The sequence below is a fragment of the Cytobacillus solani genome (genome assembly GCF_006704205.1).
In the GTDB taxonomy this organism is placed as follows: domain Bacteria; phylum Bacillota; class Bacilli; order Bacillales; family Cytobacillaceae; genus Cytobacillus; species Cytobacillus solani.
Window position 1 is genome coordinate 4,815,376 of sequence record NZ_CP041305.1, and the last position, 20,530, is coordinate 4,835,905.

The 20,530-nt window shown below is 38.2% G+C and carries 18 protein-coding genes, 1 tRNA gene and 7 pseudogenes; 4 read left to right on the plus strand and 22 right to left on the minus strand.

Going from position 1 to position 20,530, the window contains the following annotated elements; translation table 11 throughout:
- Nucleotides 1-7: 7 nt before the first annotated feature.
- A complete protein-coding gene (locus tag FI644_RS24195; protein WP_142109092.1) occupies nt 8-178 on the minus strand; it encodes a glycine cleavage T C-terminal barrel domain-containing protein in 171 nt (56 codons plus the stop codon).
- A gap of 232 nt (nt 179-410) precedes the next feature.
- Nucleotides 411-484 (minus strand) — tRNA-Cys (locus FI644_RS24200).
- A 689-nt stretch (nt 485-1,173) separates the two neighbouring features.
- Between FI644_RS24200 and FI644_RS24205 the strand changes: the two are divergent.
- Nucleotides 1,174-1,569: pseudogene (locus FI644_RS24205) on the plus strand (tyrosine-type recombinase/integrase); the annotation flags it as partial.
- A gap of 589 nt (nt 1,570-2,158) precedes the next feature.
- Here FI644_RS24205 and FI644_RS24210 read toward each other — a convergent pair.
- Complete coding sequence (locus FI644_RS24210; RefSeq protein ID WP_212139246.1) at nt 2,159-2,668, minus strand: recombinase family protein; 510 nt, start codon at nt 2,666-2,668, stop codon at nt 2,159-2,161.
- Nucleotides 2,669-2,829: 161 nt separating this feature from the next.
- Nucleotides 2,830-3,224 (minus strand): annotated as a pseudogene (locus FI644_RS27500) (MOSC domain-containing protein).
- Nucleotides 3,225-3,621: 397 nt separating this feature from the next.
- Between FI644_RS27500 and FI644_RS24220 the strand changes: the two are divergent.
- Nucleotides 3,622-4,518: a LysR family transcriptional regulator gene (locus FI644_RS24220; protein ID WP_056684283.1), complete on the plus strand. Its 897-nt coding sequence runs from the start codon at nt 3,622-3,624 to the stop codon at nt 4,516-4,518.
- Between the two features lie 29 nt (nt 4,519-4,547).
- Here the strand turns inward: FI644_RS24220 and FI644_RS24225 are convergent, their stop codons facing one another.
- Together FI644_RS24225 and FI644_RS24230 are read right to left on the minus strand one after the other, a co-directional pair.
- The gene (locus FI644_RS24225; RefSeq protein ID WP_082446538.1) at nt 4,548-5,090 is read right to left on the minus strand and encodes an aminotransferase class III-fold pyridoxal phosphate-dependent enzyme; all 543 of its coding nucleotides are present in this window, start codon (nt 5,088-5,090) and stop codon (nt 4,548-4,550) included.
- Between the two features lie 102 nt (nt 5,091-5,192).
- Entirely contained in the window at nt 5,193-5,459 is a 267-nt protein-coding gene (locus FI644_RS24230) for an aminotransferase class V-fold PLP-dependent enzyme (RefSeq protein WP_350494538.1), read from the minus strand.
- A gap of 103 nt (nt 5,460-5,562) precedes the next feature.
- On the opposite strand from FI644_RS24230, the pseudogene FI644_RS27505 reads away from it, so the two are divergent.
- Together FI644_RS27505 and FI644_RS27510 are read left to right on the plus strand one after the other, a co-directional pair.
- Nucleotides 5,563-5,853: pseudogene (locus FI644_RS27505) on the plus strand (transposase); the annotation flags it as partial.
- A gap of 153 nt (nt 5,854-6,006) precedes the next feature.
- Nucleotides 6,007-6,534, plus strand: a pseudogene (locus FI644_RS27510) (IS3 family transposase); the annotation flags it as partial.
- 80 nt (nt 6,535-6,614) lie between these two features.
- Here FI644_RS27510 and thiD read toward each other — a convergent pair.
- The 16 genes and pseudogenes from thiD to FI644_RS24325 all read right to left on the minus strand — a co-directional run bounded on the left by thiD (nt 6,615) and on the right by FI644_RS24325 (nt 20,478).
- The gene (gene thiD / locus FI644_RS24240; protein ID WP_056684275.1) at nt 6,615-7,451 is read right to left on the minus strand and encodes a bifunctional hydroxymethylpyrimidine kinase/phosphomethylpyrimidine kinase; all 837 of its coding nucleotides are present in this window, start codon (nt 7,449-7,451) and stop codon (nt 6,615-6,617) included.
- Nucleotides 7,452-7,542: 91 nt separating this feature from the next.
- On the minus strand, nt 7,543-8,208 hold the full coding sequence (locus FI644_RS24245; protein WP_142108905.1) for an aminotransferase class V-fold PLP-dependent enzyme: 666 nt from the start codon (nt 8,206-8,208) through the stop codon (nt 7,543-7,545).
- Nucleotides 8,209-8,216: 8 nt separating this feature from the next.
- On the minus strand, nt 8,217-9,524 hold the full coding sequence (hemL, locus tag FI644_RS24250; RefSeq protein ID WP_142108906.1) for a glutamate-1-semialdehyde 2,1-aminomutase: 1,308 nt from the start codon (nt 9,522-9,524) through the stop codon (nt 8,217-8,219).
- Between the two features lie 245 nt (nt 9,525-9,769).
- The gene (locus FI644_RS24255; RefSeq protein ID WP_056684266.1) at nt 9,770-10,375 is read right to left on the minus strand and encodes a MarR family winged helix-turn-helix transcriptional regulator; all 606 of its coding nucleotides are present in this window, start codon (nt 10,373-10,375) and stop codon (nt 9,770-9,772) included.
- Between the two features lie 167 nt (nt 10,376-10,542).
- Nucleotides 10,543-10,779 (minus strand): thioredoxin family protein, encoded by a 237-nt coding sequence (locus FI644_RS24260; RefSeq protein WP_056684263.1) that lies wholly within the window; start codon nt 10,777-10,779, stop codon nt 10,543-10,545.
- 668 nt (nt 10,780-11,447) lie between these two features.
- Nucleotides 11,448-11,846, minus strand: coding sequence for a dihydrodipicolinate synthase family protein (locus FI644_RS24265; protein ID WP_142108907.1), 399 nt, complete (start codon nt 11,844-11,846; stop codon nt 11,448-11,450).
- Nucleotides 11,847-12,024: 178 nt separating this feature from the next.
- Nucleotides 12,025-13,221, minus strand: coding sequence for a CynX/NimT family MFS transporter (locus tag FI644_RS24270; RefSeq protein WP_142108908.1), 1,197 nt, complete (start codon nt 13,219-13,221; stop codon nt 12,025-12,027).
- Between the two features lie 287 nt (nt 13,222-13,508).
- Entirely contained in the window at nt 13,509-14,135 is a 627-nt protein-coding gene (locus tag FI644_RS24280; protein ID WP_142108909.1) for an HAD family hydrolase, read from the minus strand.
- A 164-nt stretch (nt 14,136-14,299) separates the two neighbouring features.
- Nucleotides 14,300-15,523 carry a cysteine desulfurase gene (locus FI644_RS24290; RefSeq protein ID WP_142108910.1) on the minus strand — a complete coding sequence of 408 codons (1,224 nt, stop codon included), beginning with the start codon at nt 15,521-15,523 and terminating at the stop codon, nt 14,300-14,302.
- Between the two features lie 5 nt (nt 15,524-15,528).
- The gene (locus FI644_RS27515; protein WP_056684252.1) at nt 15,529-15,759 is read right to left on the minus strand and encodes a hypothetical protein; all 231 of its coding nucleotides are present in this window, start codon (nt 15,757-15,759) and stop codon (nt 15,529-15,531) included.
- A gap of 21 nt (nt 15,760-15,780) precedes the next feature.
- A pseudogene (locus tag FI644_RS24295) lies at nt 15,781-16,320 on the minus strand (aminotransferase class III-fold pyridoxal phosphate-dependent enzyme); the annotation flags it as partial.
- 42 nt (nt 16,321-16,362) lie between these two features.
- Nucleotides 16,363-17,433 (minus strand): annotated as a pseudogene (locus FI644_RS24300) (aminotransferase class I/II-fold pyridoxal phosphate-dependent enzyme); the annotation flags it as partial.
- A gap of 857 nt (nt 17,434-18,290) precedes the next feature.
- On the minus strand, nt 18,291-18,527 hold the full coding sequence (locus tag FI644_RS24310; RefSeq protein ID WP_056684238.1) for a thioredoxin family protein: 237 nt from the start codon (nt 18,525-18,527) through the stop codon (nt 18,291-18,293).
- Nucleotides 18,528-18,749: 222 nt separating this feature from the next.
- Nucleotides 18,750-19,076: an antibiotic biosynthesis monooxygenase family protein gene (locus tag FI644_RS24315; RefSeq protein WP_056684235.1), complete on the minus strand. Its 327-nt coding sequence runs from the start codon at nt 19,074-19,076 to the stop codon at nt 18,750-18,752.
- 455 nt (nt 19,077-19,531) lie between these two features.
- Nucleotides 19,532-19,675, minus strand: a pseudogene (locus FI644_RS27050) (3-phosphoserine/phosphohydroxythreonine transaminase); the annotation flags it as partial.
- Between the two features lie 107 nt (nt 19,676-19,782).
- Complete coding sequence (locus FI644_RS24325; protein ID WP_142108911.1) at nt 19,783-20,478, minus strand: YggS family pyridoxal phosphate-dependent enzyme; 696 nt, start codon at nt 20,476-20,478, stop codon at nt 19,783-19,785.
- Between the last annotated feature and the right edge of the window lie 52 nt (nt 20,479-20,530).

Sequence of the window (20,530 nt, forward strand, 5' to 3'; positions counted from 1 at the left end):
ATGCCCCCTATTTATCTCGTTTATAAAATGGTGTTTTTACGATATCTGCTTTTAACTTTCGTTTTCGAACTTTTATTTCTAATTCTGTACCTTTAATCTCAAACTTCGAATCGATAACTGCTAATCCGATATTTTTGTTTAAATCCAGTGATTGTGTATCAATTATTTTGAAACTAATTTCACATTTCCCTCATTGCGTCACGCCAATTCTATCTGTTGTCTCACTGTTTTAAAATTATCCTAGACTAAAATCCTCATGTTCTTCTGTATTCTCTTTATCCTATAGTGATAATTTTAGAGATATCATACACCACAAACTGATATTTACCCCATAAAAAAAGGGTAAAAGATTCAAATTCTTGAATGTTTGATTTCTAGTCAACGTTCATGACTGCGCGAAAAGTACATGATGGAGGCGCCACCTAGAGTCGAACTAGGGATAAAGCTTTTGCAGAGCTTCGCCTTACCACTTGGCTATGGCGCCATCAGTTCTGTTTTTTTCTACTGTGTTCCTAGCACAGATCGGGAGTAATTACTGAAAAAGTGTGGCAAAAAAGTCTATTCCGATCCCTTCTAGAAAATTGTCATAGAGATTTTATGAGTCTATCTATTTAATCTCAGTTTCTAATTATTTTTTTCAGTTTTAATACACTTAGTGTTACTATCTATTCTATTTTTTGAATCTATTGAATATTATAAGGAGCAATTGATTGTATTGGAAGGGTCAGTTTTTCTAAAAATAACCATGCCAGAATTGGAAGGGATGAGTACAAGTTTGCTAATGTCGACAAGGAATAAATTAAGTAAGGGAGTATCGACTTTCTGAATCGTCTTATAAAATATATGGTTGTGTTGTGTCGACTTTTCCAAGTTTTAAATTCAATAAAAGAGCCACCGGTTCTGATTAGAATTCGTGGCTCAACTATTTAAAACATATTTCTCCATTAGGATGGGAACATATTAATTTCTTAGGAGAATACCGATTTAATAAGAAAGAAATTGCACCTTTAGAATCTCTTCGACCACTACAAATAAATTAACAATAAAAAGTCGATTATCCCTTAGCGTACAGGAAATCGGCTTTTTCTATGTGAAAAATCGCTTAGCGTACGAAATTCACGTTTTGTTGATGCACCCCATACAACAGTAAAAACAAAAACATCAAGAAGACAAGTTCCTATTTCTGATAATCTTAAACAGGCTTTACTTTCCCATAAAAAACAACAGGATGATTGGCTCGATCGTCTTGGTGACATGTATCAAAATTTTGATTATGTTATTTGTAACTTAGAAGGTAAAATGCAGGATCCACGTAATGTATTGCGGGTATTTAAACGACTATGTAAATCTGCTAATGTTACGCCAATTCGTTTCCATGATATACGACACACCCACGCATCTATTCTAATTTCGGAGGGTGTAGATATTGTCAAAGTTGCTGCTCGTTTAGGACATGCAAATCCTAAAATCACTTATGGGATTTATTCACATCTTGTTCCCAATGAAGATAACAAAGTTGCGGATATCTTCCACAAGGCTATTGGAAAAAAAGCGTTAGCAAATGGTTAGCAAATGATGCCAGACGTACAAAAGACCACTCCCAAAGGAAGCGGTCTTTTGTACGGGAACCCTTTGTTCCGAAGGGTTCCTACGGGTTTGGCACCCAATGATCTGAGAGGGATTTGAACCCCCGACCCTACCCTGTCAATCTAAATCAGTGAAATCAATCTAGTTTAACTGAGTTAAATAAAACTATTGAGTGCTGTTAAGTTAGGGATTTTAGGGGTTCAATATCAATTCAGTAAAATAAGTTAAGCTCTGAAAAAAGTATGTTAGCAAATGTGTTAGCAAGATTGTGAGCAGGTGGTCGAATTTTTAAATTTATTACGTGTTTTTTTAAAATAAATTATCTTGTATTTATATTACAAATTCCCAAAAATGTTTCCACACTCCACATGTGTCGTGGCTATTATTGGGATACAATTCATTGACCTCGTTTATAGTATTGGAACACAATTCATTAGAAGTTTCTTTTTTTATTTTTTGTATTTCTTCTTGGTAGTTTAAAATGATTTCCATCCAATGAAATGCTTGTTCAATAGTTTCTTCCGGTATCCCTTTGCTTTCTGGACAACTTTTTTTCCTTTCTTTGTGCTCGTCACACAATGCTATATAATCTTATTATATTGAGTTCCACCATGCAACTTCGCCTTGATAATGAACTCCCGCAATAAACGCATTTTAATAAACTACTAAAAGCAAACTTACGACTATATTTTTCTCTTTTTCCATCGTTCTTTTCTACAGTATTTTTACTCCACGATCTGCGTAACCTAATTTCTTCTGCTTTATCGAACATTTCGGTACTTACAATGGGATCAAGGTGATCTTTTATATAATACTGATCTTCTTCCCCATGATTATCTAACCGACGTTTAGAAATAGGAATTACAGTTGATTCTTGCCATGTTGTAAAGCCTTTTTTGGTTTTACGACCTAAATTTGCAATCTTTCTGTCGCCAGCTCCCTGCACATACCTCTCAAATATATAACGTACTATTTCTGCTTCTTTTTCGTTTACGCTGAGAGTTTGATCCTCTGGGTGATAATCATAACTAAGGTAACCTTGAAAACCTATCATTTCCCCTCTTTTCATTTTCATTTTCATTTTTAACCCTTTTTTTACATTAGCAGATATATTTTCTACTTCTTGTTGTGCAACGGGAACTCAATACAACAAGTAATAATTCATCATCCATTGTAAGTATATTAATTTTTTCGTCTTCAAATAAAACAGCAATGTCTCTTTCTTTCAACATACGAATATACTTAAGCGTATCTAAAGTATTTCTTGCAAAACGAGAGAACATCATTGCATTTAGCCACAATCCATTCAGGGAATGGTCTTTCTTGAAGTTGTAGATAATCTCCTGCTTGTATCTCACCCTCTTTAAGAACACGAAAATACCATACTGTTAAGCCCTCTTGTTGTATTTGTGAAGCTAAATCTTTTATTTCCAGTGTCTTGCTGGTCTCCAACATGGTTGCCTTGGTTGCGAAACTTGAACGACAGCCCCACCAATATGAAATACATCACCGATACATAAATCATCTTCATTGATGTTTTTAACAGCTAAGTTTTCACCAAATGCACCGACGGAAAAGTCTGGCCTTTGTAATTTTTTTTGCCAATAATCATAATGAGAAACCGTATAGACAAAAATTGCTTTTTTCGGTCCGCCATGTCGCTTAAGATCTGCTTATCCGTCCCCTCCAAGATTTGTTTTCCCTGCCCAAATCTTTCCTTTAACTGAATATTTTACAATTCCAGTGGTCCACTCACGATTCATTGGATGTTTTGCATCTTTATTTCCGAATGTTTATGGCTTTCCTACCATTATTTTATCTATCACAGGTTGACTCACCGATATCAAACTCATTATTAAAATTAATTTTGATTCATATTTCAGCTTCTCATAATTTTGAGATGGTAATGCATAAACTCAAATATTTTTTAAACCATTTTCCACCATATTTCATCTATTAAAAATATATAATAAATTAGTATATAATAATAGTTAAAACCTATCATTGTAAATATAAATACTTGGGAGGAAATCGATGGAACTAAAACAATTGGAATACTTTATCGTATTATGTCAAGAGCTGCATTTTACACGTGCGGCGGAGAAACTAGGTATTGCCCAACCTTCTCTTAGTCAACAAATTGGCTTGTTAGAACATGAAGTAGGGCTGCCTTTATTTGATCGTATTGGCAAAAAAAATATACTTACTGATGCAGGTAAAACATTGCTCCATCATAGCTACAATGTTTTTCATGAAATTTCTCAGGCACGTGCTGCAATTAGCGAGCTTCAGGGGTTAGAGAGGGGCACGCTCAAAATAGGCTCCCTACTCACAGTTGTTAATTATTTGCTTTCCCCAACAGTTATCGGGTTTCACAATGCTTATCCCAATGTAGAACTTTCTGTACAAGGGTTACGAACTGGAGATATTTATAAAGGACTATTACAGAATGAATTGGATTTGGGTATCGTTTTTTTACCGTTGGAACATGAAGACCTAGAAGCTATTCCGCTCTATAAAGAAGATCTTGCTTTTGCTGCACCTATAGATCACATCATTGCAAAAGAGGCGTGTGTATCACTTCAAGTTTTAAAAGAGACACCATCTATTTTATTACCTGAAACCTATTTTCTACGACAAGTTGTTAACGAACAGTGTCGCTTAATGAATTTCGCACCCAAACCAGTACTTGAAATGACGACGATGGAATCTATCATTCAAATGGTAAGCAAAGGCGTCGGTGTTACGATACTACCAAAAGCTTACTTAGATTATATTGATAATATTCATATTAAAACGATTCCTATTCAAGATCCGGTAATCACCACACAGATTGGTATTGCCTATCGAAAGAACAAACATTTATGTGCTGCTAGTCGTGTTTTTATGGACCAATTGATTAAAACAGTTAAAGATGAACGCTTTTACTAGAGCTTTATCAGGAATAATCTTTATGCTTTTCAATACTTTTTCAGTACAACTTCAATGAGGTCAACGGCTTGGTCAATTTCTTCTTTAGTAATTAATAAACTCGGTGCCAGACGGATTACATGGGTTCCCGCTGTAAGTACGAGCAGTCCTTGTTGCAGCAGCTCTTGAATTATTGGGGCAATCGGTTCGCGGCATTCAATACCAATTAAGAGACCAAGCCCTCTTATATTTTGTACACTAGGATAGTGCTGAAGTTGATCTGTCAAGCGCTGCAATGCGTATACTCCAAGTTTAGTAACATGTTCCATTAAGCATCCCTCAAGTAGCGTTTCAAGAGTTGCAAGACCTGCGGTTACCGCAAGAGGACCTACCCCAAAAGTCGATCCATGACTCCCTGATGAGAAAGCCTCTCGAAGTTCTTTCTTACCCATCATCGCGCTGATTGGAAACCCGCTGGCTAGTCCTTTGGCAAGCGTGATGATATCTGGTTCGATACCATAATGCTCATAAGCGAACAAACTCCCTGTACGCCCCATGCCAGTCTGTACTTCATCGATAATGAGTATAATCATCTTCCGAGCTTCCTGCAATAACAGTCTCGCCAAATTTTCTCGCTTCTGCTATCGCCTTTTCTGACCATGTTCCGCTATGAAAGTAACTTGCATTACATCCTTCTACAAAAAGTTCATAGGTACCATGGCAAATTGCGTACTTGCACCACCTTGAAGAAATAACACCTCATAATCAGTAGGAATGTTAAGAAGATCCTTCAACAATTGTTGTGTTTCTCCATTGATATTCTCATACTCCTTACTTCTATGTGATATCTCTAAAATAGACAAACTAGTTCCCTGTAGATCGAGGAGTTCATCTTGTATTTGAAGCATTACTTCTAAAGGTAATGTTGCTGGCCCCGCATTAAAATTATTAACTTGTTTCATTCTTGTCCCCTTATTTAATTGCAGATACTTTTAACTGATATGCTCCCCATTAGGTAGACAGATTAAAAATAATAATCTGTTTGCTTTAAGGGGAGTATTTTTTATGTCAAAAAGAGGACATTCATTAGAGGATAAAATCAAGATAATAAAAGCTATAAAAGATGAGGATTATTCTATTTATGAACTGGAATCGATTTTTAATGTAAATAATCTCTCAATTTATGATTGGGTTTATAAATATGAAAAATACGGAGTGGAAGGATTAAAAGAGAGCTCAACTTGGAGAAGGTATTCGAAGGAACTTAAACTGGAGGCAGTAAAGGAATATCTTGATGAAGGGTACTCCCTTGGGGAAGTTACTAGAAGGTATGAAATTCCGAGTACTACCACTCTACGTCAGTGGATTAAGAAGTATAATAGTTATAGAGAATTAAAGGACACGTCGAAAGGAAGGACGAGCTCTATGACTAAAGGGAGAAAAACCACTTGGCATGAATGGATACAAATTGTGCTTGATTGTTTAGGGAATGCCAAAGATTATCAACGAAAACATGTGGCGGAGAATGTGTTGAATCGTGAATTCACCTTGGAAAAGCCAAATGAAAAGTGGGTAACGGATGTCACAGAATTCAAATATGCTTTCTCAAAGAAAGCATATTTAAGTGCGATTCTTGATCTGTATGATGGATCCATCGTTAGCTATGTTTTAGGGCATTCAAATAATTATCATCTCGTATAAAAGACGATTGAACAAGCAATAGAGCTTTTGGATGGAGATCATCCACTTATTCATAGTGATCGCGGGTTTCAGTACACCTCTAATAGGTTTAAGCGCAGGATAGATAAGGCTGAGATGACTCAAAGTATGTCACGAGTCGGTAGGTGTATTGATAATGGACCAATGGAATCTTTTTGGGGAACAATCAAATGCGAGAAATATTATTTACATAAGTATGAAACATTTGGGGAACTCTCTAATGCGATAAATGAGTACATCTATTTTTATAATCATAATCGATATCAAAAACGACTAAACGGCCTTAGCCCTATGGAATATAGAGCTAAAGCCGCTTAAGTCAATTTTATTATTTCAACTGTCTACTTGACAGGGGGCAGTTCAAACTTCTTCATAGCTCTTCTTTTTTAATATTCTTGCTACTGAAATTCTATAATGTTTTCTTTGACCCCTAATTCCCCATGTCTATGGTAAGCAGCAAAGTCTGGAGGACCTACGCCTCGCTTAAATGCAATGGAATGACGAATGGCAGCTGTAATAAACATTTTTGCTTCTTTAACAGCATCTTGGACAGGTTTACCTTTTGCTAACAGGGCTGTGATTGCGGCAGAATAGCTACATCCTGCTCCATTTGTATGAATTGTATCAATACGCTGCGCTTCGAGTATATGTAATTTCTCTCCATCATATAGCACATCAACAGCTGGACCTTTCAAGCGACCTCCTTTGACAAGGACATATTTTGAGCCTAGTTTTTTTAATTCTATTGCTGCTAGTTTTAAGTCATCAACAGTTGTAAGTTGTTGATTTGATTTTAATAATAGTGCTGCTTCTGGCATATTTGGTGTAATAATTGTCGCTAAAGGTATTAATTTTGTTATAAGGGTATTGATAGCATCGTCTTTTAACAAAGGCGTGTCCATTTTACCAACCATGACTGGGTCCACAACAACATTGGTTGTGTCGGCTTCTTCAATCCACTTGGCTACATGGGAAATATTCTCCTTTGTATAGAGCATTCCCGTTTTTATCGCATCTACCCCGACGTCACGAAGCGCTGTATATACCTGTGCTTCAATAGCACTTAACTCTATAGGAAACACATTTTGATTTGTATATGGATGGTATGCAACAATACCAGTGACAGAACTTAGACCAAACACACCCATCTCCTGGAAAGTTTTTAAATCAGCTTGAATCCCAGCACCTCCTCTTGCAGCAGAACCCGCTATTGATAAAGCTCTAGGTACCCACATATAATCAAAACCTCTCTTGTTTATGAATCTAAATTTTCTTTGTCTATAATTTGTGACCTAGTGTTTACCCATCCATCGAAATAGATTGTATTTACGAGGATATTAAAATAAAATCACTCTTTAAAAACTCTTTCGTTTTCTCTAGTGCTAAAATGAATCGTTCGATATCTTCTTCTGTATTGTATAAGTAAAGGCTGGCACGTGCCGTAGCACTAGCTTCAAAATGTCGCATTAATGGTTGGCAGTAATGATGCCCAGCGCGTATTGCTATACCATAAGTGTCGAGAACCGTGGCTAGATCATGCGGATGAACTTTGCCTAAATTAAACGTAACCAACCCAAAACGTCCGTCATCAGGTCCATACATTGTCACATCTTCAATTTGTTTCATTCGTTCTACCGCATAGCTAGTTAATTGTTTATCGTGCTTCTCTATCGTATCTAATCCTATTCCTTCTAGAAAATCGATAGCTGTACCTAAACCAATTGCACCTGCGATAATTGGAGTTCCCCCTTCTGGATTAAGGAAATTAGCTACTTTCTTCCGTGCTCCTTCATAAGCATCTGTAGCACGTGAACTTAACGTATGTACTCCTCTGTGTACATTAGCATTATCTTGTTTATAGTATTGTTGCAATGATTCAATGACTTGGAGCGATTTCTGTGTTGATGCTGCGTTATCTAAGTAAACCAACGGATACCCATGAATCTTTTGATTCAGTATCGGAAATTGTTTTTGTATATTGATCGATTCCATTATTATTCTCACCCAATACTTTTGACATTACTAAGTGCTTGATAATGAGCCTTGATTGTATCTTCAATATCTTCATCGGAGTGTGCTGCCGATATGAACATCACCTCATAAGGTGTAGGGGCTGTCAAAATTCCCAAATTCAGCATACTCGTATAATATTTTTTAAAAACTTGCATATCCGAACTCTTAGCTGTTTCATAATCAACAACCTCTTGTTCTGTAAAAAAGGTAGAAAGCATGGAGCCTACCCTGTTGATTTTTAATGGCACACTTGTCAATTCAGCATTTTGTTTGAAACCTTCTTCTAATCTAGCCGCTTTTCTTTCCAACTCATCATAGATTTCAATCTGCTCAAGTAACCTCAGAGTTCTATATCCAGCTGACATTGCAAGTGGATTCCCTGATAATGTACCTGCTTGGTAAATAGGTCCTGCGGGTGCAATTTGCTCCATGATTTCACGTTTACCTCCATAAGCTCCCACAGGCAATCCCCCTCCTATGATCTTTCCTAAACAAGTAATATCGGGATCGACTCCGTATAGATTCTGTGCCCCATGATAGTCTACGCGAAAACCAGTCATTACTTCATCAAAGATAAGCAAGCTACCGTACTGTTTGGTAATCTCACGTAACCCTTGGAGAAATCCAAGATTTGGAGGAACAACTCCCATATTTCCTGCAATTGGCTCGACAATAACAGCTGCGATTTGTTCCCCATATTGTTCAAAGGTATGACGGATACTCTCCATACTGTTATAAGGTACTGTAATAGTATCAATAGTGACATTATTGGGTACCCCCGGACTATCGGGCAATCCTAATGTGGCCACCCCAGAACCTGCTTTGATTAAAAAAGCGTCAGCATGTCCATGATAGCCACCTTGAAATTTCACAATTTTTTGCCGCCTTGTATATCCTCTTGCTAAACGTAATGCACTCATTACAGCTTCTGTTCCAGAGTTCACCATACGTACCATTTCAATAGATGGAACAATTTCACATATTAATTTAGCCATTTTCACTTCAATCTCAGTAGACAATCCAAAGCTTGATCCATCTCTTAATGCCTTCTGTATCTCTTCCTCCACTGCTGGATGGGCATGTCCAAGTATCAAAGGTCCCCATGAGCATATATAATCAATAAATTCATTTCCATCAACATCAAATATGTGAGATCCTCGACCTTTTGTAATAAAAACAGGAGGAGAGTCAACCAACGAAAATGCACGTACCGGGCTGTTCACTCCTCCAGGAATCACACTTTTTGCTTGTTCAAATAATGCTTTGGAGTAAGAATCCACTCTTTTTGTATTCATTTATTTTCCCCTCTCAATGAATCTTCTGCTCATTCATAAGTTCAATCCCTATATTTCTTTTATTTTTAAATAAAGATTTAAAATTAAAACATAATTATTGGTAATTATCACAAAAAATTAACTTAATATAGAATATCATCATTACTTATTTTTATGATTATTTTACTATGATAGTTATTTCCTATGACTATAGAATAGTTACGAAACTTCCTAAATTAAACTCTTTTCACCAGTTTTTTGACTTTTTAAAAAGGTGTGTGTTCTGGACACTCTTTAAGGGAAGCCTCGTGAGTTAAATATTTTTGAATTAACTCACAATAATGAGGTGTAACTGCGTCACCGGTACCTGGGCGAAAATAAATACAACCTAAACAAGGTTCTGATACAACTAGATGTCCTTTTGTCCGTAAAGTAGAAACAACAGATCCAAGTCCGAGTTCTAAATGTGACAAAACATTTTCAGGTAGAGACTGTAGTGCATCCTCTAATGCTTGCTCCCAGTCATCAAGGTTAGAAATGACCTTTTGTCCTTTTTCAGTTAAAGAAATTAGGGTCACACGTCTATCATCTGCCTTTTGTGTTTTATAAATTAGTTTTTTTTCTACCAATCTATTCAGTATTTTAACTGCTGTTACATGTGTTGTACCGATTGTACTAGCAAAATTCCCCACTTTAGCCATATCACTTCTAGTATAAGCAGCAAATAATAGTCCTTGAGTTTGTACAGGTGATAATCCGAGTGCATCACTTTCCGCCTGTGTAATTTTTTTGATTGCCTGCGAGATTCGGAATAAAGCCATGCTCATTCTTGCAGATCGATTATCTTTTCGATGTTGGGGATCGAACATCATAACATTTTCATACCTTTCCACACTTAATTTATCAAATAATTATGCTATGAAGCATAATATAGGTTTCTCTATTTATTATATGTGGTAGAAAGATTAATTAAAGGCATGTTTTAATAAACCTTATTGAAAAAAGAGGAAGGTGCCCAAACAGCACCTTCTTTTAGAACTTATCCCTTAACATCAGTTAAACTTGCACCAAAATTGATATGATATACATTTTCACCGATCACCAATGCTGGGACTGATTTTACTCCAACCTTTTCTGCTTCTTCAATACGATTTAGGTCTGTGCCAAGATGCACCACTTCCGGAGTAATTTTTGATTTGTCAAGATAATCAAGAACCATTTGCTCCGCATCTACACAAACTGGACAACCTGCATGATAAAAAATTGCTTTTGACATTTACAATCATCTCCCATATTTTTTTGTAGCATTGCTACTTAATTTAAATTCTAGAAGGTACCATAAAAGTAAACAATATCAAATTACCTATGATATCCATAGGTAAAACTAATTGAGTTTTTCAAAAGCATTATCAGCTTCTATCGAAGTTATGTTTTATTTAACAATCAAAAGAATTAACAAAAATTATCTAGATCGTCGCTTAACAAGCGCCGAATTATTTTCTGATCATTATCAAGAGATAGGGCTTGTACTGGGGTATGTTTTGATTATTGAAAGGTTCAACATTGATATAAAGTATCATAGAGGAACTAGTGAACAAATAATCTTTTATATTACTAGAAGTTATCGAAGCAAGATTCATGTCATATTCATAAAATAAAGGAGATATATCGCGGTCAAGATGTTATAAAGGAATTAGTTTTGAAGTATGATCTTCATTTTTATTATTGACATAGATACAAAGTAAGTAATTTTCAAAGCTACGCTAGTGATAATAGGTATTAGTCAAAAGTATCAGGCGAAGTTGTGAAATGAAAAAAATAATCAATTTCATAATTACTAACGCAGCTCGAACCTCACATGACCGAAGTAGCAAGTGTTTTTGACATTTTCTAAAAATAGATATATAGGACTCTATATTTGGAGCCATCAAAATAATAAGGTATTTATACATTTCCTATAGGACTCCTATAAACTCCTATCGGGATGCCTTGCTGATTAATAACTTTTTTCACATTTACAATAGCATTTCCTTCATAAATTTGGCCCATAATCTTATCAATTTTTTCGCCTTCTTTTGCACTTAATCTTTGTTTAATTGAAGCCACACCAAAGATAACTTCCATATTATTCATGAGTTCTTCTTCCAGTTCTAATCCGTCAATGATGTCAAATTTCTCTTGAAGGTTTAGACTATGCTGTTCTCCAGTAGTTCCAGAAACAAGAACAGATTTTACACCTTGTTTATTTAAGTTTCTTATATGGCTTATTGTTCCTTGAACGTTTAAAGATTCATCTTCATAAAAAGCTGTTGGTACGGCAATATGAACTTTTTCTGTTAGCATTACCTTATCCCCTTTATCCTTTTATTTGCTTAAAATAATCTACCCATTTGTTTAAGTATATAAATATACGACGATATCTTTCAAACTGTTAATCCTATTATTTTTGAAAAGTGGCTTCTTAATATTCTATAAATGTTTATCAAAATTAAAGTAAGAATTCCACTAGCGATATATAAAACTAATTATTTATCATTACTTTTCTACCAGCAAGCACCCCTGTTATGAAAATAATCATCGCAATAAAAAGTAACATGAATAGCGGCGTAATCCAACTTCCTATTAAATCGTGCAGCCCACCAAAAAGAATTGGTCCTAAAGCCGCAAGGAAATAACCAAAAGATTGAGCCATTCCCGACAATTCTGATGCCTCATAACCATTTTTAGTTCGTAATGTAAAAAACATCATTGACAAACTATATCCACTGCCGCAGCCAATTCCAATTAAAATTACTGAGATAGTAATCAAAACAATATTAGCACTAAATAAACCGATTGTGCCAAGAAGAAAAACAGCTCCTGTCAAAGCTCCTAATATTTTTTGATTCTTCATTTTATCGGCAATAACTGGGATTAAAAAGTTAACTGGAATGAGCGCAAATAACATGAGTGAAAGTATCCACCCTGCTTGACTGGACGAATACCCATGGAACTGTAAGATATCAGGTAACCATGTTAAACATGTATAATACATCAACGATTGAAGTCCCATGAATAAAGTTACTTGCCAGGCAGTGAAAGAAGTCCACATATTCGTTTTCTTTTGATCGGATTCCAATTCAGGTTTTGGAACCGGATTTTTAACTTGGGAATACCAAATAAATAGGCTAATGATTACTAAGATTACCCATATACCTAATGCACCTTGCCACCCAAAACTGTCAATCTTTGAAATTGGTACACTAAGACCTGAAGCTAATGCACCAAAAACGCTCTTAAACAATGCATAAAACCCCGTCATTAAACCTACTTTAAATGGAAAGTTCATTTTTATAAGACTTGGTAATAATACATTTCCAAATGAAATAGAAATTCCAATCAGGATTGTACCAATAAACAATGTGCTAATACCAGTAATGGAACGAATAACTATTCCGAGACCGAGTATAACCATTGATAAGAAAATAGTTCTTTCCATTCCCATACGGCTAGCTATCTTGGGTACAAATGGTGAAACAAATGCAAATGCCAGTAATGGTAAAGTTGAAACCAATCCTATAATAGTATTACTTACTCCCAAAGTATCGCGAATTATCGGTACCAATGAACCAATTGATGTTAATGGGACACGTAAAGTAGAAGCAAATAACATAATTCCAACAACTAATAATAAACCATTTTTCCTTTTAACACTTATTTGCTCCATATTTAAAGACATACTATTCCTCCTATGATCTTTTACCGGAGCCGAGCGCGCCCGCATCTACGATCAACACATGCGCATCCCCCAAGGCCTGTTGGCCAGCAGCACCAATCGGCCGGAAATTCTGCTGTCTGCTATACCGATCCTGAGACATCGCTGCTACCCCCTTCTGTTCATTCATCAAAGCCGCACTGACAACCGCAAAGCCGTCCATCCCGGAACGGCGAAAATACGACATTGGCTGTGGTGCGTGAAGCACCACAGCCAATGTTTTGCCGATACTATGCATGAGCGGTAATGAATCATTCAAGACCTACAATGCGGAGTAGATCATCAGGTCGATTTATACTGTATTTTGCCACAGTACGCTCTGGTTGCTTGGCCCCCCACATCGCTAAGGCGAAATCGATTTGAGCCCCGTTCGCGCATTTCTGATCAAATACAGTATCTCCGACATAAAGCGTTGTCGTCGGGTTGATCTTGGTTTGTTCTACATACTTGAGCAGCGGGTCAGGCTCAGGCTTATGCCTAGACGTATCGTCTGCACAAATAATGTGTGAGAAGAGTTCGCTTATACCATGAGGCATAAAATCAACTATGAATTCCTCGAGTGTTTTGGATGTAACAACACCCGTATGAATGCCTTTTCCAACCAACTTTTTAAGCATCTCTTCAATCCCAGGATAGAGGATCATCATATGATTATTCCTTTTTACATAAAGCGTTAGCTTTTCAGCAACGCGCTTTACATCTGAAACCCCCAAGAAGTTCAAACAATTTTCACTAGTCATACCCAATACAGGAATCAATTCTTCACTTGGGTACTCCATTTTCTTTTCTTCTCTTAAAACTTGCTGCAAAGCCAAAATGATCGCTTGGTCTGAATTAAGAAGAGTACCATCCACATCAAATATAACGGCTTGAATCATATTAAAAACCTCCTATTTTTCACAAATCGAACTCCGACTGAAGTAGGAAATGTGTGCTTTCATATAATAAAGTACCGCTCAACGCATAGCCTTTATCCATAACCCAATCCGCTATTCGTTCAGGCGATTCAAACGGAACATGCTGCAAGTAATGAATCCTCACCTTATTCCACTTCCTTAAAGTATTCTTTCGTTTTGTTCAAGGCAAAAAGAAACTGCTCTACATCCGCTTCTGTATTGTATAAATAAAAGCTGGCACGAACTGTAGCACTAGCTCCAAAATGTCTCATCAACGGTTGACAGCAATGATGCCCCGCACGAATCGCGACGCCATACGTGTCCAGAACCGTAGCCAGATCATGCGGATGTATCTTGCCTAAATTGAAGGTCACTAAGCCAAACCGCCCTTCCTCTGGGCCATACATCGTTAAATGTTCAATTTGCTTCATTTGTTCTACCGCATAGCTGGTCAATTGCTTGTCATGCGCTTCGATGACATCCAACCCAATTTGCTCAAGAAAATCAATGGCCGCGCCCAAGCCAATTGCGCCTGCGATAATGGGAGTCCCCCCTTCGAACTTCCAAGGAAGTTCCTTCCAAGAGGCGTCATACAGACCCACATCCGCGATCATTTCTCCGCCAAATTCGATCGGCTCCATTTGTTCGAGATAAGCCTTTTTTCCATACAACACTCCGATGCCTGTTGGTCCGCACATTTTATGTCCCGAGAAGGCATAAAAGTCACAATCCAACTCTTGAACATCCACCTTGATATGCGGAATGCTCTGGGCTCCATCTACCATGATGACTGCCCCACGATTATGGGCGATTGCTGCAATTTGTTTCACTGGATTAGCAACACCCAATACGTTGGAAATGTGTGAAATAGATACGATTTTCGTGCGATTCGTAATCATGTTCTCCGCTTCTTCTATTGAAAATGTTCCGTCAGTTTGCAGCCGGATATATTTCAACACTGCACCTGTCGCCTTTGCCGCTTGCTGCCAAGGAAGGAGATTGCTGTGATGCTCCATAGCAGAGACAACAATCTCATCGCCTTCTTTGCATACGGCTCGTGCATAGCTGCTGGCGACAAGGTTAATGGATGAAGTTGTCCCGCGCGTAAAAATAATTTCCTCACCCCATTCTGCATGGATAAAACGGGCTACTTTGGCTCGCGCCCCTTCATAAGCTTCTGTTGCACGCGAGCCTAACGTATGAACACCCCGATGGACGTTCGCGTTATCTTGTTCATAATAGTATTTTAAGGTTTCTATCACCTGAATCGGTTTTTGCGCTGATGCTGCGCTATCCAGGTAGGCAAGCGGATAACCGTTAATGGTTTGACCCAGTATAGGGAAAAGTTTTCTTATGTTAGAATTATCCAAAATCATCACCCTTTCTTGCTGATTTTATTTAGTGCTTGATAATGAGCGCTGATCGTCCTTTCGATATCTTCGTCGGAATGAGGTGCCGAAACGAAACTCACCTCGTAAGGTGTAGGGGCAGTTAAAACGGCGTGCTTCAGCATGGCTACATAATATGCTTTAAATAACTGCATATTTGAACCTTTAGCTGTATCGTAGTCCACAAGCTCCTGCTCCGAAAAAAAGGCTGAAAACATGGAGCCGACCCTGTTTATTTAGGGCGCTGTAAGCGTATGGGCAGCAACACTATCAGGTACTCCCGGGCTATCCGATAATCCCATGGTAGCGGCGCCCGATCCTGACTTGATTAATAACGCATCGGCATGTCCGTGGTATCCGCCTTGAAATTTTACGAATTTTTGGCGCTTCGTATAACCTCTTGCTAATCGCAATGCGCTCATTGAAGCTTCCGTACCGGAATTCACCATACGCACCATTTCAATAGATGGCATACTTTTGCATATCCATTCAGCCATTTTGATTTCAACCTCCGTGGACAAGCCAAAGCTGGTCCGGCAAGACACTACTTTCTTGATCGCCTCCACCACTTCAAGATGAGCATGCCCGAGGATCAAAGGCCCCCACGACCCGATATAATCGATAAATTCGTTGCCGTCGATATCGAACACCCGCGCCCCTTGACCTCTTGCAGCAAAAACAGGCGTTAAATCTACCGCTGATAATGCGCGAACAGGGCTGTTTACCCCGCCAGGTATTACTCTTTTGGCTTGCTCAAATTCTGCTATAGAAATATGAATCCTTTCTTTTTGTACTGAGATTCATAGATGCTCCCTCTTTGGCTAAATTGCCTTGGTTTCGATAACCACCTTGATATTTTGCACTTTTAAATCTTGAGGTCCTCTTACAGGAAGACCAACTTCCAAATGCTCTCGAATGTAACGAATATGTTGTTCCGCGATGACTTCTCCAGGCAGTAAAATAGGAATACCCGGAGGATAGACATAAACGGACTCTGCCATAATACGCCCGGCAGATTGCTCAAAAGGAATAAGTTCAACCTCCCCATAAAAAGCATCTCTCGGTGTCAGAGTAAGCAGCGGAATTTCAGGTAATTTTACATCAATGGCTTCAGCTTCCGCTTTTGGTTTTTGATGAGCTTTGGCTAGTTCAGTTAAAGCGTCCAGCAAGCAATCTACCGTTTCTGTCGAATCACCTGGTGTGATTAAGCAAAGAATGTTGTACAAATCGCTCAGTTCTACTTCAATATTGCAGTACTTCTGCAGCATATCCGGTAATGCCTAACTCTCGGACATGTACGGTAAGCTTCGTAGGGTCGAAATCAAAGGCCGCATCCGTCCACAGAATCTCCCTTCCGAAAGAAGCCAGACCGGGAATTTGGTTGATTTGAACTCTAGCGTACTCTGCCAGTTGAATTGCTTTTGCAGCCATTTTCGATTCATTCAAGGCAAGATGCTTCCGTGCTGCGTCCAGGGAAGCCAAAAGAATATAAGAAGTGGATGTGATTGTCAGCATGCTAAAGATGGTTTTACTTTTTCACGTTGAATATGCCCTTTTTTGATATGGAGCAGCGAGCTTTGTGTCAGTGATCCACCAAGATTGTGCATGCTTGTTGCAGCCATATCTGCTCCAGCCTACATGGCGGACAACGGAAGCATGTTATGAAAGTGGAGCAATGCCCCGTGCGCCTCGTCAACAAGTACCGGTATGCCGTAATTATGAGCTAAATCAACAATGGCTTTCAGATCGGTACATACACTGAAATAGGTTGGATTGATTACGAGCACCGCTTTGGCGTCCGTATGCCTTTCAATCGCTTTCTTCACTGAACGAATAGAGATGCCATGATCGATCCCCCATCGCTTGTCTCTCTCAGGAGTGACAAATACAGGCATCAACATTATTAATCATAAATTGAGTTGAATCATTGTTCAATTCAATTAATTATATAATAACGATAGGATATAACTATGATAAAGAAAAAGGAAATCAAGCCAGATGCAAGGATGGCGTTCATCCACTGCCATTCTAGACTTTGAATAAGGAAGTATGTTCGGGGAATTCTTGAAGTGAGGCTTCGTGGGTAAGATACTTTTGGATCATCTTGCAATAATGAGGCGCTGCTATATCGCCGGTATTCGGGAGAAAATGAATGCAACCTAGACAGGGTTCCGATACAATGAGATGCCCCTCCTTTTGCAGGGTAGAAATAATAGAGCCAATCCCAATCTCGAAATGCGCCAGCAACTCCTCCGGAATAGGCTGGAGCGCATCATCTAGTAGATGTCCCCAATTGTCAAGCTTGTTAAGGATCTCCCTTCCCAAGTTAAAGAGAGCAAGGTCACTCGACGATCTTCGGCTTTTTGCTCACAGCCGTTACATGAGTCGTACCGATCGTATTGGCGAAGTTGCCTACCGTAGCCACATCGCTTCGTGTGTGAGCAGTGAACAACAGTGCCTAGATTTGTACAGGGGATAATCCCAGAGTATCGCTCTCGGCTTGCGTCACTTTTTTGATCGCCTGGGACATTCGGAACAAGGCCATGCCGATGCACGCTGAGCGATTATCCTTTCGATGCTGAGGATCAGTCTGACCTTCCATATTCATTTTGCTTACCTCTGACGGTGCCCCGTAACAGCGGGATAGATGTCTCTTAATATTACATTCAAAATAAGTCGGATAAAAGCAGATTCAATGAAATGTGTTGACAAAAGAAGGTGCCGCTTAGGGCACCTTCTTTTGCAATGTTTAACTTTTTACATCCTCGAGACTTGCACCAAAATTGATATGATATACATTTCCGTCAATCACCAAAGCTGGAACGGATTTAACACCTGCCTTCTCCGCTTCTTCAATCCGGTTTTGTGCTGTACCGAGATGCACAATCTCCGTAGTAATTTTCGATTTGTCAAGATAATCAACCACCACTTGCTCTGCATCTACACAAACTGGACAACCTGCATGATAAAAAACTGCTTGTGCCATTGACATTCACTCCTTCGTTTTTAATGTAGCTTTGCTGTATAGAGCTAATAAAGTCGTTTAATTTTGATGTAGAACAATAAGAGCTTTACTACAATTCGTATGTAGTAAAGCTATTTAAAGTTGTTAAAAAATTATCAGATACAAATTTTGACTACTTCAAAAATGAATAATAAAGTTGTTTAATTCGGTTACCTAATCTCAACTTTTACCCCTTACCTTACATTACATTTCAAATAGATAATCACGTTCTACTTTACATACACGTAATGTGAATCGACTATACCACTCTTTTTTTCCACGTTCTTGAGCGATTTGGTGAGCTGCATTTGCTTTCCAAGCAGTAATATCCTCGAGTGTTTTCCAGTAAGAAACGGTAATGCCCAAATCTGAATCTCTTGCACTTTCGACACCTAAATATCCTTTTTGTTTACTTGCTAATTCAACCATTTTTGCTGCCATTACACCATAACCATTGTCACCTTCTGTTCGCTCAGAAGCAAAGACAACTGCATAATAAGGTAATTTATATGTATTTGCAATGTTACTCATCTCTAACCACGCTCCTTACTGCTCAATATTCGGATGAAAATTCTTACAATTATTATACCTTAATCAGAAAAAGCCGACACTATTTTTAAGTATCGGCTCTCATTTTTAAAGGCTCTTTTCTCAAACATTTTTGCTATTTAAATCAAAATAATGATTCAAAAGATAATAAAAACGTTAAATTTCATTAATCACTTTGAGAAAAGTGCTGTGCATACGCAATAAGGTACCGCTAAACAACCATTTTTAGTAGTCGGCTTTTGGACTTTTACGAAAAACAACAATCTTTACGAATACAGCCTTTTTAAATAACTTTATTAACTTTTAAACGACTTTATTATTTTTGAACAACTTTGTTGTTTCTGTACATTTGCTACTTAATTTAGATTATAAAAAAGGATATGGGTATGATCAATCTCAAATTGCTTATCGTTATCATAGGTACACATAATGGTTATTCAGCCGTTCCTCTTTTGGAACTCAGTCAGAAAATCAGCCAGTGCTTTGCAATGCTCATAAGGTACCGCATTATAAATGGAAGCACGGAGATGCCCCGCATCCCGATGGCCTTTTAATCCCATGAACCCTTCTTGCTCCAGTTCAACAAGCAACTTAACTTATTCTCAATTTCCGGACTGGATGAAGCTTACCGCTCCGGTCTGAGGATCGTTCTGCGATCCGATTTGGGCCAAGCGACTTTCCATTTTCATCATAATTCATGTGCCTCCTTTCCAACTAATACCGATCCAAGCCTCAACCAGGTAGCCCCTTCTTCGATCGCAACTTCGAAATCATTGGACATCCCCATGGAAAGATGTTGCACGGGATATGAAAAAATATCTCTTGCATTAAGTTCATCGCGTAATCGTTTCAATTCTCTAAAAACCGGTCTAGTCGCTTCAGTATTGAGCTCGTAAGGGGCCATCGTCATTAACCCCACGACTCGAATCTGTTTCATCCGTGAAACTTCCTGGGCAAATGTAAATAACACTTCCGGAGAAAGTCCTTGTTTACTCTCCTCCCCCGAAACGTTAACCTGAATAAAGCAATTTACAACGACATTCAAATCAGCAGCCTTCTTCTCTATTTCTTTCATCAAGGATAAGCGGTCTAATGAATGTATATACTCGAATTTACCGATAACATCTTTTACTTTATTGGTTTGCAAATGACCGATAAAATGCCACATTCCTCGTGGATGGAAGGCCTCCCATTTAGATTGAGCTTCTTGCGTACGGCTTTCGCCGACATGGCCTATACCAGACAACAATACTTGCTCCACTGTTTCCATCGTCGTATATTTCGTCACAGCTATAATCTGGATCTCCTTTTCGCTTCTGCCGCATCGCCCGCAAGCTTCACGGATGCGATGTTCGACCTTGGACAGACGATCTTGTAGATTCATTGGATCACTCCTATCTTACGGGTAGCTTGTTCCTTTCAAAACTTCTGACTGA